Here is a 14,799-nt window from a genome sequence, read left to right as displayed (position 1 = left end):
GACCATGCCGAGAAAAGTACAAAAGATTTGGGAAATGGAACTTCCGGAGCTGCTTTGCGGGGTTGAATAAAAAAACGCTGCAATAGCGAATTGCAGCGTTTTACCGGAGTTGCCTGACCTGGATTCGAACCAAGACAAACAGAGTCAGAGTCTGTCGTACTACCGTTATACTATCAGGCAATAATTACTGATTATTAACCAGTTATAAACTTTTCTCTCTACAAAAATCCAGCGTTTTTCTGAATTTTCCAAATCTTTTGAGAGCGCAAAGTTAGGTTAAATCCGGTGAAAAACAATCTATTGTTTTAATTTTTCCTTTTGGACAAACCGCCAGGTAACTCCGCCCATAAGCACGCGGCCCGGCTGGGAGGGCATGAGGTAATCTGTATAGTTCCCGATGTTGTCTACCGAAAGCCGCAACAACAGCTTCTTTGCCAGCAGCTCTTTCTGCATGGCAATGTTCACCAGCGTGTAGCCTTTCACAAATACATCATAGGTATCAATATACCCGTTGTTGTCCATATCAAGAAAACCGTATTTGCCGCGGTAGCTGCCGCGGGCAGATACCGTAAGCCCCCATGGCGCATATTCATATAACAATTGCAGGTTAGCCATATGCCGGCTGCGGTTAGGCAGCCCGAAATAGTCTGCGGGGCGGGCGGGGCGGATGCCGCTTTCTGTACGTACTTGTGCATAAGCGCCGGTACCGCTTTTAATGGAATCTTCCACATCACGGCTTTTGGCCTGCAGGTACTGGTAACCGGCGGTGAGGTGAAGCCCCTTCACAATGTTATATTTCAGGCTGGCTTCCATACCACGGGTGTAAGTACGGGCGATATTGAAATAGGAAAAAAGCTGCTGGCCGTTCTTCATAATGCCTACCTGTTCTGTATTAATGAGATCGGAAATATTGTTGTAAAAACCATTGATGCCTACCGTAACACGGCCGGCAGCAGTAATTTGCATACCCGCATTATAGGAAGTGGACACCTCCGGCCGCAGGTTGCCCGGCAGCCCGGCGTTGGGCCATATTTGCTGGATCAGGCCGGCCTGCTGCATAGCTGCCGCCTTTTCCGCGAAGTTGTTGGCCCCAATTACCGTATAGCCTTGCGTTATATTGGTAAACGCCTGGTAGAGCTGCGCATAGGTGGGCGCCTTGTAGCCCTGCCCCATTGAAGCGTTGACGGCTAGCCACGGCAATGCGTTATACCGCAGCCCCACACTGGGGTTGAAGCGGCCGCCATACACGGTATTCCCGTCATACCGGCCGCCGGCAATGAGAGTCAATTGCTGTACCGGTGTATAGTTGGCTTGCGCGTAAACAAAATAATTGGTCATGCTGTTGCGGCCTTCGGCAAGGGTGTTGTTCATCTGCTGGTAGTCACCACCGCCGCCACCGGTTAGCGTAAGACGGTCATTGAAATATTTTTTTTCGGTTTGCGCCTCCAGGCGGTGAATGAACTGGGAAAACTCGTTGTGCTGAAGCGTATGGCCGGTCTCTATTACATGTACTGCCTGGTCTGTAGCGTAGTGCGTGAGGTAGTAGCGCAGCAGCAGCTTCCACTCATTGCTGAACTGGCTGTTCAGCACCAGGGAGCCGTTCAGGTCTGTTTCATGCAGCTTGTCACGGAAAGGCTGCGTACCGTAAGACCTGGTCATTACGGAATGACGGCTGCCGAAGCGCAGGCCCGCATGCAGCATGCTCTTTTTGCCGAGCGCATGCTTCAAACGGCCCTGCAGGTTGTAACTGTGGTACGGGGGCGATGTTTGCCCGTTTTTGAGGTAGGTGGTATTGGCATTAAAACCGTCTGTACGATAAACGTTGGCCGCCACATAGGCGCCGCCTTTCTCTTGCCGGAAGCCCGTTTCTCCTTCAACGCCTGCGTCAAGCGTATTGTAGGTACCGTACAACAGGCTGGCCGCACCGCGGGTGGCCGTAAAATGCTGCCGGGTAATGATGTTCACTACCCCGCCCAGCGCCTCACTGCCATACAGGCTGCTGCTGGCGCCTTTAATGATCTCTACCCTTTCAATATCAGACACGCTGATGCGCGAAAGGTCAAAGTTGCCGTTAAACCGCCCCGTCATGGGCTGGCCGTTAAGCAGCACCAGTATGTGTTCTGATCCAAAGCCCTGCATCTGCAGGCCAATGCTCCGGTTGCCAGCCCCCAGATCATTTACAACGGCCATGCCCGTTTGCTCGCGCAGCACCTCATCCAGCCGCCGGCTGCCCATGGCGGTGATCTGTTTTTTATCTATGACCGCCACCGGACTGGCTACTTTTTTGATGTCTATCAGGTCATCTTCTTTTGCATAACGTGTGCCCGTTACCGTTATTGCGTCAAGGCCCTGTTCCGACGCCTGTATTTCTATATAAAGCAGGGGCAGCGGCGTACGGCCAATGTATACGCTGCTGGTGGCGGTGGTAAAGCCGATGCAACTGGCTGTTACTGAAAAGCGGCCGGCGGGCAGGCGCATCACAAAATGACCGGTTGAGTCCGCCTGCACCATATGGCGGTACTGCCCGTTGTACGCCATTACAGTGGCAGCCGGCACGCCAGCCCCCCTGCTCTGTACCACGCCTTTCAACGCATGCTGCGCCCATGCAGCATGCGCCGTAAGAAAACAAAGCAGGTATAGCGCAATACGTATCACTATTTTCATGCGGGTACAAAGTTGCCGCAATAAAATATGCAGCCGGGGAAAATCAGTTACCAGAAATGGAGAAAAAAATCGCTTCGCCGCATGCCCTTTCGATAATCAATGAGGGAAAATTATTTACCATATACGGAAAAAAAGCGTTGTCAAACACAGCATGACAAAGGGTTTGCACCATGACAGTATTTTTACAATCCTTCCTGCGGTACCGTTAACAAGCTAAATCATTTAATATTGTTGCATTAACCGCTAAAACTTCATTACCCTTGTCTGCACTCCATCCAGATCAAACCCGGCTGTACGAATCCTGTGCATTTGATATTCACGGGAGGGACAGTCTCAGGGAAAAGAAAAAGACGCTTGCCTCACAGGTGCACCAGGGATATTTGTACGAGTTATCCAGTCCGGAAGGTATACATCTTGGTTATTACAATGTACGCTCCAGCCAGGCCGGCAAAGTAGTGATTGCCAACCAGCAGCCTTTCCTGCAATTAAGCTATACCATCAGCGGCAGCAAGAGTTACCACATAGATGCCGGGCATAAAATGCTCGTGTCTTTCGAAAAGCAGCAATATAACTACCTGTTTTTCCCGCAGCAGGAAATACACCTGAACTGGCACGCCAATGAGCCGTTGGAAACTTTTGAGCTGGGTATCAGTCCTGAGCTGACGCTCAACTTCCTGCCGGAAGAACATCCGCTGTATACCATGTTCCACCAGAGCATGGCACACAACGCGCCGGCCTCTCTCAGTAAAGAGCACCTGCCCTTGCAGGCCGGCATCAGCACTATTTTATATGACATGCTGAACTGTCCGCTGGACGGGCGCTACAAACAGCTCTACCTCAAGGCCAAAACCATGGAGCTGCTGGCCATTCAGCTAAAACAGTATGAACAGATACTCGGCATACGGCAGGATGCCAATACGCGTACATTAAAGAAAGAAGACGTGGAACGCATGTACCTGGCGCGTGATATTATCATCAGCAACATGAACAGTCCCTGTACGCTCATAGACCTGGCCCACCAGGTAGGTACCAATGATGCGTACCTGAAAAGTCATTTCAAGCTGGTATTCGGCACTACCGTGTACGGATATCTGCAGGGAATAAAAATGACGCATGCGCGGGAACTGCTGGCACAGGGAAAAAACGTGTCTGAAGTAGCATATCTTTCGGGTTACAAACACACTGCCCATTTCACCAGGGCATTCAAAAAACACTTCGGCTTTGCACCGGGCATTATGAAACGGTAAAGCGAATACCGCCTTACCGTTCCGGTTATTACTTTGCCAGCCAGTAAATGGCGGCCAGCCACAACAGCCCTTTCACCAGGAAGAATATGAACCCCCAAAAGCCCAGCTTTTTGAGCCATTTGACCACTTTTTGCCTGGTAGTTGTTTCCATTATTCGCTGATTATCTGGTATATTTTGAAATCGCTGCTCATGGGTGCAGGTTTACCCTCTGCCTTGGCCTTCGCTATATCTTCAAACCCGCGTTTGTGGCCTGCCATAAAGGCTTCAGAACGGGTCCAGTCTTTAAAGGACTGTTCATTTTCCCAGTAACTGACAATCAGGTAAGCGTCTTCCTGCTTTGCCGGGCGCAGCACGTGCATGTTCACAAAACCGGGCATGGTATCTATAGCGCCGGCACGGGTGGCAAACAATTGCTCAAACCTTTCCTGGTAATCTGCATTGCATTGAATGTAGTTAATGGCTACAAAATGTTTGTTCATAAGTGATCTGTTTTAATTGCAGATCAAAATTACCACTGTCACACAAATGTCATTTGCCCTTTCCGGAATTATGCTTACCCAAACGGAAAAATCGTGTTTGGAAATTCCCTGACGGGTAGCTTCTTTTCCCTAAGTGGTTGACGCATGTGCGCAACTTTGCATCATGATAAAACGTGCACTCATATACCTTTCCGCTGCCTGTATTTTTGCCGCCTGCAGTAAGGACGATGCGCCGCCCGCTCCGCAGGATATCAAAAGTACCATTATTTCCGATATGCCCGGAGATACGCTGGCCTCCATGGGCACTGGCGTTGACGGCAAGGAGAAGCGGCCGTTTTACGGTGTTACTTTCAGCTTCAGCACGCGGCAAACCCGCATTATCAAAACAGCGGCAGACTCCGCGCAATATTTGAAGAACGCGGACTGGGACATTGCCTTCACCAAAGAATACAATTCCTACGTAGTGGCCAACAACGGCACTGTAGCCGGCACGCCTGGTTACGGCGGCCCTGGCGTAGGCAGGATGGTGATTATTGAAGCGCCTTATGACCAGGTGCATGCCGCGCCCGCTGACGAAGAATTTGAGCGCAACGGGGTGGCCGGTGTAGGCTGGGACAGCGGCAGCGGCTACGGGTGGTACTTCTACTCCCTGAACAACCACATTGCCGTGCCCATTAAAAACAGAACATTTATTGTAAAAACGGCTGACGGCCGCTTTGCCAAACTGGCGTTGCTGAATATTTACAAAGGCAACCCGCCTGTAGTTACCGATCTTTTCTGGCCTGCCCCCTACCTCACCTTCAAATATTTTGTGCAGGAAAACGGCAGCCGCGATCTAAAAACCAATTAACCATGACGTTCATGCAAAAAGAATGGCGCCGGGCCGGGCTGCTGCTCTGCGGAGCAGTGCTGCTGGCGGCCTGTTCAAAAGACAACGGTCCCGCCCCTGAGCCGGGACCACCCGGCAACGGCAATAGCGTTAAGACGGGTGTGTACCGTATCGTAAACCTGGTAGCAGATACCAATGCCACTTCTTCCGGAGATGCGGTTTCCCTTTATTACAGCCTCGAAGAAAACCGCGTAATTCCTGCTTCGCAGCGGCAAACCGGCAACTGGGACATTGTATTCTACGGCATCTACAACAGCAGCGTATACCCCAACAATGGCACCGCCACCGGCTCCCCTGCCTTTGGCGGCCCCGGCAAAGCCTTGCTGTACCTGGTGGTAGACAGGAAGTTTGATGCGCAATATTATGATACGCTCAACTTCAAACCGCATACCCTGCCTATTCCCTCATCTCTCTGGCAATCTGCGTTTGATGCTGTGAAAACAGTACCGGCAGAAGACAACCGGTTCCTCACGCGGGATATTGCGCTGGACCATTTCCAGAGCGAATTTGACGGCTGGGGGCATTATGATTTCTACGGCAGCCTCTTCCCCGGCAATCCCAAGAAAGCGCACATTGTGTACTCCATGCCAAGAGTTATGATCGTTAAGACACATAAAGGGCATTATGCCAAGGTGATGATAGAGAGCCTGTACAAAAACGGGCCGGCCAATCCCACTCGTGATGATAAACCTGGCTTTGTCACCTTCACTTACGCCATACAGATGGATGGCAGCAAAAACCTTGATATCAAATAAGTCAGACAATAAACAATGAAACAATATCTACGCCTTACAGCCATAGCCTGCTGTACATCGGCCCTCCTCTTTCCCGCCTGTACCAAAACGGAAATTGTAGCCCCGCCGGAAGAGTATCCGGCGCAAATACTGGAATACAAGATCGTGAACGTACAGGGTGAGCCCATACAGGGCGCTATCAATGAAAAAGACAGCACCATAGCCGTATACCTGCCCATTTACCGGCAGCTGGTAACGCTGGAGCCTGAAATAAAAGTAACCGCAGGCGCTACCATACAGCCTGCCAGTGGCACCTTCATTGAAGGCCTCCTGAGCATATTCAGGAAAAAGGGACCCATAAAATACATTGTTACGGCGGCCAATGGTAGAACCCGTACCTACACGCTGAAAATTGAAGCGCAGCAACCGCCTGTAACCCTGGAAGAGCTGAGTGCCAGCGCAACAGATGTAAATGAATATACGCTCGACATGAAGCCGGGTTTTTCCAGCATCAGCTTTACGGTCAAAGGCACGGGGTTTCATGAAAATCATGATCTGCTGGAGGTGCTGCTGGTAGATGAATCGGGCAAGGAATATCCTCCGCTCGCCGTTGGTCTTTCTACTAACAATGACCTTACCAGGCTGAATATTTCCATCGCAAAATTCAATGAGCCTTACCCTCCGATAGTTACCGCGCTGCCCGCTACCGGTCTGTATAAAGTGCGGGTATATGTTTACGGGAAATCCGCCACTATGCAGTATCCCATCCGTATTACCAAACTCCAGTAATTCAAGATAACATGCTCAACCATAAAATATTCATCGTTCTATGCCTGCTGGCGCTGACCGTTGCCTGTAAAAAAGAAACGGAAACGGCCGCCTTCCCTTACAAAAGCATTCAAAGTTTCAGCATTGAAACACCCGCAGCGGAAACAATTAACGGAGCCATCAGCGGAGATAGTATCATTGTGTACTGGCCGTCCTACATCCCTATGCCTGCTACCGTTACACCGGCCATTACCGTTTCGGAAAAAGCGGAAGTAATCCCTGCACCGGGTACAGCGGTAGATCTCAAAACCGGTACCAGCTTCACCGTAAAGGCGCAGAACGGCTCTACCAAAACCTACTTCCTGAAAGTACAGGTGAACCAGCCACCCATTGTTGTGCGGGACCTGAACCTGACAACAACGAAAGGCGGCGTTATAGAGGTATCTACTGACAACGGCATTCTCTACCTGGCACGAGATCCGGCGCTCACCAAATTTTACATCATTGACAGCAGCGGCAGGGAAAAAAATTGCCCCCTCAGCTTTAGCTCCAACCAGTATAAAGGGAATATCATGGAGATCAAGGTGCCGGACACGGACGATATAAAACAAGGCGCCTACCGCATTAAAATAACCAGCGGCATGCAAAGTTATGTTTCCGAAGAGTACCGCTTTGCGGTACTGTACCCCAGCGATAAAAAGCCGAAAGCAGACCCGCTGAACACGCCCTTTACCGTAAAGCGCGGCAATACCATTACGTTTAGCGGCACCGGTTTCCTTGAAATGAAAGAAGCGCGGGTATATGGGTATACCCCGGAATGGGCAGAACGGGAAATAGGCGCCTTTGAGCTGGTGAGCTTTACCGCTACCACAGCCACCTACCGCGTACCATCCAGCTTCCCCGTTGGTGTGTACCAGTTGGAAGGTTATGAGGCAGACGGCATGTTCATTGACCTGCGTACTACCGACTTTATCGGGTTCTGGTCATGGACAAAACCGCAAAAAGTATACGTGCCGGTAAGCGGGTCGGCTAAAATTACCATTACAGAATAATCCCTCAAAAATATTACCGCAACAGGTATATAAACCCTTCATTTATTTAACCCGTTTTTTATGAAACATATCACAAAAACACTATCCGCATTTACGCTGGCCACCTTGCTGCTGGCAGCCTGCTCCAAGCAACATGATGTTGCATCCCCTGAAAGCCCCCTGTTGAGAGACAACAGTTCCCGTTTGTCCGTTATTATCCCCGATGGTGACAGCTCAGACATTACCGGGCCGGGCGTTGTAGCCGGCGGCAAAGTATATCGCAACGGCAACGTATATACCGTAAAGAATTTCAAACAGGCTTATAGCCCCGGCAGCGGACAACCGGCAGACGGTAATTTCTACTGGCGCTTTTCGGAAAACAATGCCGGTACGCCCAGCACTTACGAAATAAAAATGACCGGTGTTGCCACAGGAGACATTACTTCTGCTGACTCCCTGAAGTTCATCAACAAAAGTTTTGCCGCAGTGACCGCGGCAGACTGGGCAGCGGCCACGAACCCCGGCGCTCACCCCAGCGGCGCTCCCAATATTATAGGCATGGACCAGGTAACCGGCCCTGCCCCTGCGCCCGTGGCAGCCTACGCCAACAGCAAAGGCTGGTATATCTATCACTGGGTTGGCCATACCGTAGAGCCGGTGAGCGGCAGAACGCTGCTGCTGAAAAGCGGTTCCACTATTGTAAAGTTCCAGATCACCTCCATTTACCAGGATGGGGTTACAGGAGGAATGTTCCCTTATTACAACTTCATTTACGAAACATTATAACACCTTACCTGTTGCTGTAAAAAGGGCTGGCCATTTGGCCAGCCCTTTTCAGCTGAAATATAACCAGGTTAAACAGGAGTGGCGGATCAATCACCCTGCGTTACTGGATCGTAACCGTTACTTCCCTTACCACTTCACTGCGCTCGTCTATATTCACATTAGCCGCCACAAAGCTGGCTTTATAAGTACCGGGTTGGGTATACGTGTGCGCATAGCTTTCCAGCCGCGCGCCCGTTCCCCCCTTGATGCCCACAGGCCTGTCCGGCCCCAGGTTGAGCTGCTCCCAGGCTACCGGTGCGCCAATGGCCCAGTTTTCCGTTAGCGGGTCATTGTCTGTCGTAAACTCGTTGGCCAGCAGGGTGAGGCGGCTGGTGCTCACAGCTGAACGGGCCGGCGCGGTGGCCGGGTTGGAAGTTACCAGCCTGAAAGCGCCGGTAAACATATCCGCGCCGGTCAGATTGCCCAGTGCCGTGATGCCCTGGAAGGTGTAACCCTGCACCATCCAGGTACGGGCGGCGCCGTTTTGCTGCTGCGGTTTGGTGATGTACCGGAAAGCCACATACAGCGGCTTGCCTTTCACCAGCAGGTCTGTTACGTCTTTAGTGCCGGAAGCAGCAAAGGTAGCGGTTGAACCCAGCGTAAAACGGGCGGTAATATCCGTCCACGTGGCGGCTTTTACCGCTGCAATGTCTGTATAGTTGCCGTTGAAGTCTGAAGAGACCAGCACGGAAAACTGGCCTGCCTGCGCACCGCCTGTAACGGCTGAAGTGAAGGCCAGCAGCCCGCCGGTGGCAGCTTCTGTTCTGCCGTTGCGGAAAGCATAATCTTTCTGCGGCTCGCCGGAATAAAAGGATATGTTATCGGCGTCACCGGCAAATTTGAATAGCACAGGTTCGCCGCGCTTGAAAGTACCGGTAGTGGAAACTACCTCAAAATCAGGCGTGCCGCCGTTAAGCTCAATGTCTTTTGTGCAGGCCATATGCAGCAGCAGGCTGCTAAAAATAATAAGATGACTGAATTTCATACATGATCTTTTTTTGTGTGAGCCACTGGTTTATTCCCATCCCGGATTTTGCACCATTTGCCTGTTCAGTGTCATTTCCTTCGCGGGGATGGGCCAGAGGTTATGCCTTTCCGTTACGCTCCGGAAGCGTTGCAGGTAAGAGGGCGCGCCTACGTCTTGCTGTATCATGTCAGCCACCTGGTGCATGGAAGACACGAATATGCCCCAGCGGATGAGGTCAAACTTTCGCAATCCTTCCGTATTCAGCTCCCGAAAACGCTCCTGCTGAATGAACTGCAGGAAGCTTTCTTTGGTGGCGGTAGCAGTAGCAGGCACGTCTGCATCCGCCGCGGTGTAGATGGTGGCGGTGGCCGTTGCGCCGCTGCCCCCTCCGCCACTGAAAGTAACGGCGGGCGCGGAAGTATAGCTGCCTGTTAAAGCGCCCACCACGGCATCCGGCGCAAAGGTGACGCCGGTCACCTTGCCGTCTGCTATTACCGCAGTGGCCTGCGCATTGCTGCCGGCACTAAAGCTCACGGTGGGGGCGCTGGTGTAGCCTGCACCGCCATTTGTAATAGTCACTTCTTTAATGCCTTTAGACCAGGCCCTGCGCCGCACCAGGTTCACGGCACCTACCGCTTCCGCAGTGGGGCCGCTGATGGCGTTCACCGCTTCGGCATACATCAGCAACACATCAGCGAAACGGAGCACCGGCCAGTTTTGCGGGCTGCTGTTGATGTTCTGCGGTGTGAGCGTTTCATATTCCCGCCGGTATTTGCCGGTGTTCACCAGGTAAACGTTGGTAGGCGTAGGCGGGGCCTCATATGTTTTGGCGCCGCGGGGGCCGGTGGCCAGGTACTTGAAGTTGGGTATGCTCCAGGGCTTGCGCAGGTCTCCCGTCTCAAAAGCGTTGTAAAACTTGCCGGTGATGTTAACGTATGCCGGGCACATACCAGTATTGGGATTGGAGGAAGCCGGGCCGTTGATGCGAGCATTGTTACCCGCCATGGCATACGCGTCCATGCCGTTACCCCAGAACTCTGCTTCCCAGATGCTTTCCTTGATATCGTATTCATCCCGCGCAATTTTTATGAATATGTCTGCGTAGGAAGGGTTCAGCGCATGGGAACCATCGTCTATCACCATTTTAGCCCACTTCCTTGCGGCTTCATACTTGCTCTGGTCATTCAGCGGCTGCCCGGCCATATTCAGGCATACCCGCGCCAAAATGCCTCTTACGGCAGACTTGTTCACCCTGCTGCTTTTGGCTACGCTGATCTCTTCAACGAGCGGTTCCGCCTTTTCCATATCTGCCAGCACCTGGTCATAAGTTTCCTTGAGCGTGGCCCGTTTGGCATCCGTACCTTCTACTGAAGCCACCGGTTCCAGGAAAACGGGCACACCGCCAAAGTTCTGCGCCAGCAGGAACAGGTAGTAGCCTCTTAAAAAGAGCGCCTGGCCACGTACCTTATCCCGAAGGGCCTGGTCAAGCGCAGTATTCTTGTCTACGTTTTGTAACAATGTATTAGCGCGGTTGATGCCGGTGTAGCAGGCAAACCAGAAACCTTCTATGGTAGGATTGGTGGCCGTATAGTCAAACGTGAAAGGATAGTTGATGAGCGTAGAACGGTTGATGTAAGCCTCATCTGCCTCAAAGCCGTTGAGGTATACAATGCCGCCGCGGTATAAAGCAGAATGGGACAGTATGTTGTACACCCCGGTGAGCGCTGTTTCCAGCTCAGCAGGAGTGGTGTAATAATTGGAAGAAGAAAGGAAGTCAGACGGCTTTACGTCCAGGAAATTTTTACAGGCGCCGGCCGTTACGGCTATTATGGCCAGCAAACTACATAACTTTTTCATGCCGGATCAGTTTAATGGTTTAGAAATTGGCATTCAGCCCAAACATCAGGGTGCGTGCCTGCGGATAGGCGGAGAAGTCAAAGCCCGGCGTGAGCACGGAGTTGCGGGCAGATACTTCAGGGTCCATGCCGGAATACTTCGTCCATGTGAGCAAATTCTGGGCGGTGATGCTGAATGTCAGGTTGCTCATGCTCAGCCTGCGGATGTAGCGTGCGGGCAGGCTATAGGAAAGTGATACCGTTTTCAGCCGCAGGTACGAGCCATCTTCCAGCACGCGGGAAGAGTGATAACCAATGGGCCCATGACCGTTGGTGCGGTAATTGGCATTGGTCTGGTTCTCCGGAGACCAGCGGTTCACGTAGCTGGCAAACTGGTTCATTTCATGCCGGCCGTTGCTGTTGCCTTCAAACGTGAGGCGGTTGGCGTTGTAGATCTGGTTGCCGTAAGACCATTGCAAAAATGCGCTCAGCGTAATACCCTTGTAAGAAAAATTGTTCATGAAACCACCCGTATGAATAGGCTGGCCACGGCCCATCACCACCATGTCCAGGCTGTTCACCAGGCCGTCTCCGTTGATGTCTTTGTACTTGATATCTCCCGGCTGAATGGCCGTTCTGCCTGTGCCATTAGCCGGCTGCTCCTTTTTCAGCACATATACGCCCGGCGCCGGGCTGTCAAAGTCTGCATACTGGTACACACCGTCAAACAAATACCCGAAAAACATGCCCGCGGGCTGGCCTATGGCAGAGAGATAGAGCGGTGAAGAAAACTGTGACTCAAAAGAAACAGCGTTCTGGAGGAACTGCTGCCCTTCCGTCAGTTCAAGAATGGTGTTTTTATTGAAGCTGATGTTGAAGTTGCTTTGCCAGGTAAAATCACCTTTCGCAATATTGACCGTGTTCAGGCTCAATTCAATACCTTCATTCTTCAACCGGCCTATATTCTTGAAAGCTGTGCCAAAACCGGTGCTGGGCGGCAGGTCTGCACGCAGCAGCAGATCGTTGGTAATTTTGCGGTAGAGGTCTACCGTAAATTCAATGCGGTTCCGGAACAGGCCCAGGTCATAGCCCAGGTTCAATTGCGCGGTGCGTTCCCAGCGCAGGTCTTTATTGGCAATATTAGCCGGGTTGATGGTAGAAGAAGGCGTGCCATTGTTGAAGGAGTAACCCTGTATACTTTGTGTGAGGCGGTCAAACCATTCAAAATTCCCTACCCTGTTGTTACCTGTAATACCATAGCTGAGGCGGAGCTTGGCGTTTGACACCGCTTTCACCGGTTGCAGGAAGTTTTCTTCCTGCATGTTCCAGGCAATGGCGGCGGAAGGAAAATATCCCCAGCGGCGCTCCGGTGCAAACTTGGAGGAGCCGTCTCCGCGGAAGGTGGCAGTGAGCAGGTATTTGGAACGATAGTTATAATTGATGCGGCCAAAAAAAGACATGAGCGTATTGCCTTCAGAAGTAGCCGTGCCGGAATAGGGTACACCTTCATCCATACCGCTTACACCGAGATTTTCATTAGGCAGGTTTTGCGCGGCGTAGCCGTTGGTGGCCACTCTTGTTTCCTGCGCGGAGAAACCGCCTACCGCAGTGAGGTTATGATGCTGATTAAAAGTTTTGTTATAGGTGAGCGTATTCTCGCTGCTCCAGATATTGATCTCCGTATTGCCCACGCTGCCGTTAACGCCGCGCAGGTTGTTAGGGTTCAACGGGCTGCCTTGCGGGGTCTTGCTGTTGTAGAACCGCTCTGATTTCCTGATCTCCCCGTTGGCAATACCGCTGAGGCGCAGCACCAGGTCATCTGTGATGCTGTAGCTGAGGTAAGCGTTGCCGGAAAAGACGGTAGAGAGGTCTCTCGTGAAATCGTTCTGCACAGTAATCAACGGGTTCATGCGGATGTCAGACGGCGTGATATTCTCTGGGTCAGCTATTTCATCCGTAAGGCTCACCTCATCTCCCGAAAGCGGGCGGTATGCCCACACCCTGAACCAGAGGTAAGTGGAAATAGAGCTGGAACCGGGATTGGAGGCCACCGGCTGCCCGAACGTTTTGAGGCGGCTGTAGTTGGCGGTTACGCCTACCTTCAGTTTCTTGCCAATGTCCTGGTCCAGCGTAAAGCGGGCCTGGTAGCGTTTGAAGTCCGTATTGATCACTACGCCCTTCTGGTCATACAACGATCCGCTGATGGCATATTTAGTTACGTCGTTACCACCACGAACGGCAATATTGCTGATGCTCATAGGGCCTTTACGCAGCACTTCGTTCTGCCAGTCTATGGCCGGCGTGTTGCGGTAAGACTCCAGCGTTTTGCCGTCTGTGAAATATTTTTCCGCGGTAATGTCAGGCCGCCGTTCATACTGGTATTTGATGAACTCGTAAGGGCTCATCATTTCTATGGTTTTGGGCACTTCCTGGAAGCCGTAAGAGGTGTTGAACGTAATGGCCGGCTTACCTGCTTTACCCCGTTTGGTTTCGATCACTACCACACCGTTGGCCGCCCTGGAACCGTAGATGGCAGTGGCGGAAGCGTCTTTGAGAATGTTCATGGACTCTATCTCTTCCGGGTTAATGGCCGCGTTTTCAGGGTTCTCTACCGGGAAGCCGTCTATCACGTACAGCGGTGCGTTGCTTTGCGTGAGGGAGTTGGCGCCGCGTATCACAATGTTGGGCGCGCCACCGGGCTGGCCGTCATTAGAAGACACCTGCACACCGGCCACCCGGCCCGCCAGCGCGTCTGCAAATGAAGCTACCGGCGCTTTGGTCAGCTCTTTCATTTTTACCTGGCTCACGGAACCGGTGAGGTCTTGTTTTTTTACTGCACCATAACCTATCACCACCACGTTGTTCAATGTTACATCTTCCCTTTCCAGGCTCACGTCTATCGTGGTTTTACCGGCCACGGGGCGTTCTTCTTTGCGGTAGCCTATAAAGGAAAATTCCAGTATGGCCTGTTCAGGCACGGTGAGGGTATATTTGCCCTGCTCGTTGGTGCTGGCGCCTTTAGAGGTGCCTTTCACCATTACCCGCACGCCGGGCATGGGCGTGCCTGCCGGCTGCTCACGCACGGTGCCGGTGACCGTTTTTTGTTGCTGCGCCCGTAACTGCCCGGGCGCTACGAAAAGGAATAGCATGAGCATGACACCTCCCATCCGTAATGGGATGCACCACGAAGGTTTTTGCGTAATCATATGTAATACTTTTGGTTGAGTTTCGGGTACGTACCCGTGTAAGCGAATATTTAAACGGTTTTTCGAATAATAAATCCTGTGCTGAATGTCTTTTGACTGAGGCGAGCGTTTGTTGTTTTCCCGATTTCTGTTGTTCTCAGGCCTTTCGGCTGT

General features: G+C 51.9%; 12 protein-coding genes and 1 tRNA gene. 6 read left to right on the top strand and 7 right to left on the bottom strand.

Annotated elements, in window-relative coordinates; translation table 11 throughout:
• Nucleotides 1-109 precede the first annotated feature (109 nt).
• Together ABDW36_RS10100 and ABDW36_RS10095 are read right to left on the bottom strand one after the other, a co-directional pair.
• Nucleotides 110-180 (bottom strand) — tRNA-Gln (locus ABDW36_RS10100).
• Between the two features lie 117 nt (nucleotides 181-297).
• Nucleotides 298-2,664, bottom strand: coding sequence for a TonB-dependent receptor (locus tag ABDW36_RS10095; RefSeq protein WP_343701771.1), 2,367 nt, complete (start codon nucleotides 2,662-2,664; stop codon nucleotides 298-300).
• A 260-nt stretch (nucleotides 2,665-2,924) separates the two neighbouring features.
• Here ABDW36_RS10095 and ABDW36_RS10090 point away from each other — a divergent pair, with 260 nt between their 5' ends.
• The gene (locus ABDW36_RS10090) at nucleotides 2,925-3,911 is read left to right on the top strand and encodes an AraC family transcriptional regulator (RefSeq protein WP_343701770.1); all 987 of its coding nucleotides are present in this window, start codon (nucleotides 2,925-2,927) and stop codon (nucleotides 3,909-3,911) included.
• Between the two features lie 28 nt (nucleotides 3,912-3,939).
• On the opposite strand, the gene ABDW36_RS10085 is transcribed toward ABDW36_RS10090, so the two are convergent.
• Together ABDW36_RS10085 and ABDW36_RS10080 are read right to left on the bottom strand one after the other, a co-directional pair.
• A complete protein-coding gene (locus ABDW36_RS10085; RefSeq protein WP_119079550.1) occupies nucleotides 3,940-4,062 on the bottom strand; it encodes an alanyl-tRNA synthetase in 123 nt (40 codons plus the stop codon).
• Entirely contained in the window at nucleotides 4,062-4,391 is a 330-nt protein-coding gene (locus ABDW36_RS10080) for an antibiotic biosynthesis monooxygenase (RefSeq protein ID WP_343701769.1), read from the bottom strand. Before ABDW36_RS10080 ends, ABDW36_RS10085 begins: the two co-directional genes overlap by 1 nt.
• Nucleotides 4,392-4,554: 163 nt before the next feature.
• Between ABDW36_RS10080 and ABDW36_RS10075 the strand changes: the two genes are divergently transcribed.
• Genes ABDW36_RS10075 through ABDW36_RS10055 form a run of 5 tightly spaced genes read left to right on the top strand, consistent with a single transcriptional unit; the run spans nucleotide 4,555 to nucleotide 8,599 of the window.
• On the top strand, nucleotides 4,555-5,241 hold the full coding sequence (locus ABDW36_RS10075; protein ID WP_343701768.1) for an HmuY family protein: 687 nt from the start codon (nucleotides 4,555-4,557) through the stop codon (nucleotides 5,239-5,241).
• Nucleotides 5,242-5,243: 2 nt separating this feature from the next.
• A complete protein-coding gene (locus ABDW36_RS10070) occupies nucleotides 5,244-6,035 on the top strand; it encodes an HmuY family protein (protein WP_343701767.1) in 792 nt (263 codons plus the stop codon).
• 15 nt (nucleotides 6,036-6,050) lie between these two features.
• Nucleotides 6,051-6,803, top strand: coding sequence for a hypothetical protein (locus tag ABDW36_RS10065; protein ID WP_343701766.1), 753 nt, complete (start codon nucleotides 6,051-6,053; stop codon nucleotides 6,801-6,803).
• Between the two features lie 11 nt (nucleotides 6,804-6,814).
• Complete coding sequence (locus ABDW36_RS10060; protein WP_343701765.1) at nucleotides 6,815-7,834, top strand: hypothetical protein; 1,020 nt, start codon at nucleotides 6,815-6,817, stop codon at nucleotides 7,832-7,834.
• Nucleotides 7,835-7,894: 60 nt separating this feature from the next.
• Nucleotides 7,895-8,599: a hypothetical protein gene (locus ABDW36_RS10055; protein WP_343701764.1), complete on the top strand. Its 705-nt coding sequence runs from the start codon at nucleotides 7,895-7,897 to the stop codon at nucleotides 8,597-8,599.
• Between the two features lie 100 nt (nucleotides 8,600-8,699).
• Here the strand turns inward: ABDW36_RS10055 and ABDW36_RS10050 are convergent, their stop codons facing one another.
• The 3 genes from ABDW36_RS10050 to ABDW36_RS10040 are packed head-to-tail and all read right to left on the bottom strand — an operon-like array spanning nucleotide 8,700 to nucleotide 14,595.
• Entirely contained in the window at nucleotides 8,700-9,623 is a 924-nt protein-coding gene (locus ABDW36_RS10050; protein WP_343701763.1) for a DUF5017 domain-containing protein, read from the bottom strand.
• A gap of 30 nt (nucleotides 9,624-9,653) precedes the next feature.
• On the bottom strand, nucleotides 9,654-11,462 hold the full coding sequence (locus ABDW36_RS10045) for a RagB/SusD family nutrient uptake outer membrane protein (protein WP_343701762.1): 1,809 nt from the start codon (nucleotides 11,460-11,462) through the stop codon (nucleotides 9,654-9,656).
• A 19-nt stretch (nucleotides 11,463-11,481) separates the two neighbouring features.
• Nucleotides 11,482-14,595: a TonB-dependent receptor gene (locus ABDW36_RS10040; protein ID WP_343701761.1), complete on the bottom strand. Its 3,114-nt coding sequence runs from the start codon at nucleotides 14,593-14,595 to the stop codon at nucleotides 11,482-11,484.
• Between the last annotated feature and the right edge of the window lie 204 nt (nucleotides 14,596-14,799).

The sequence above is a fragment of the Chitinophaga sp. genome (assembly GCF_039596455.1).
Lineage (GTDB): Bacteria > Bacteroidota > Bacteroidia > Chitinophagales > Chitinophagaceae > Chitinophaga.
Note: the sequence above shows the minus strand (reverse complement) of the source record. Positions and strands in the feature narration are given on the sequence as shown.

Excerpts from the sequence above, each read along its gene's own strand:
- ABDW36_RS10050 (WP_343701763.1), bottom strand. The coding sequence starts at position 9,623 with ATGAAATTCAGTCATCTTATTATTTTTAGCAGCCTGCTGCTGCATATG.
- ABDW36_RS10060 (WP_343701765.1), top strand. The coding sequence starts at position 6,815 with ATGCTCAACCATAAAATATTCATCGTTCTATGCCTGCTGGCGCTGACC.
- ABDW36_RS10085 (WP_119079550.1), bottom strand. The coding sequence starts at position 4,062 with ATGGAAACAACTACCAGGCAAAAAGTGGTCAAATGGCTCAAAAAGCTG.
- ABDW36_RS10080 (WP_343701769.1), bottom strand. The coding sequence starts at position 4,391 with ATGAACAAACATTTTGTAGCCATTAACTACATTCAATGCAATGCAGAT.
- ABDW36_RS10040 (WP_343701761.1), bottom strand. The coding sequence starts at position 14,595 with ATGCTCATGCTATTCCTTTTCGTAGCGCCCGGGCAGTTACGGGCGCAG.
- ABDW36_RS10045 (WP_343701762.1), bottom strand. The coding sequence starts at position 11,462 with ATGAAAAAGTTATGTAGTTTGCTGGCCATAATAGCCGTAACGGCCGGC.
- ABDW36_RS10070 (WP_343701767.1), top strand. The coding sequence starts at position 5,244 with ATGACGTTCATGCAAAAAGAATGGCGCCGGGCCGGGCTGCTGCTCTGC.
- ABDW36_RS10065 (WP_343701766.1), top strand. The coding sequence starts at position 6,051 with ATGAAACAATATCTACGCCTTACAGCCATAGCCTGCTGTACATCGGCC.
- ABDW36_RS10095 (WP_343701771.1), bottom strand. The coding sequence starts at position 2,664 with ATGAAAATAGTGATACGTATTGCGCTATACCTGCTTTGTTTTCTTACG.
- ABDW36_RS10075 (WP_343701768.1), top strand. The coding sequence starts at position 4,555 with ATGATAAAACGTGCACTCATATACCTTTCCGCTGCCTGTATTTTTGCC.
- ABDW36_RS10055 (WP_343701764.1), top strand. The coding sequence starts at position 7,895 with ATGAAACATATCACAAAAACACTATCCGCATTTACGCTGGCCACCTTG.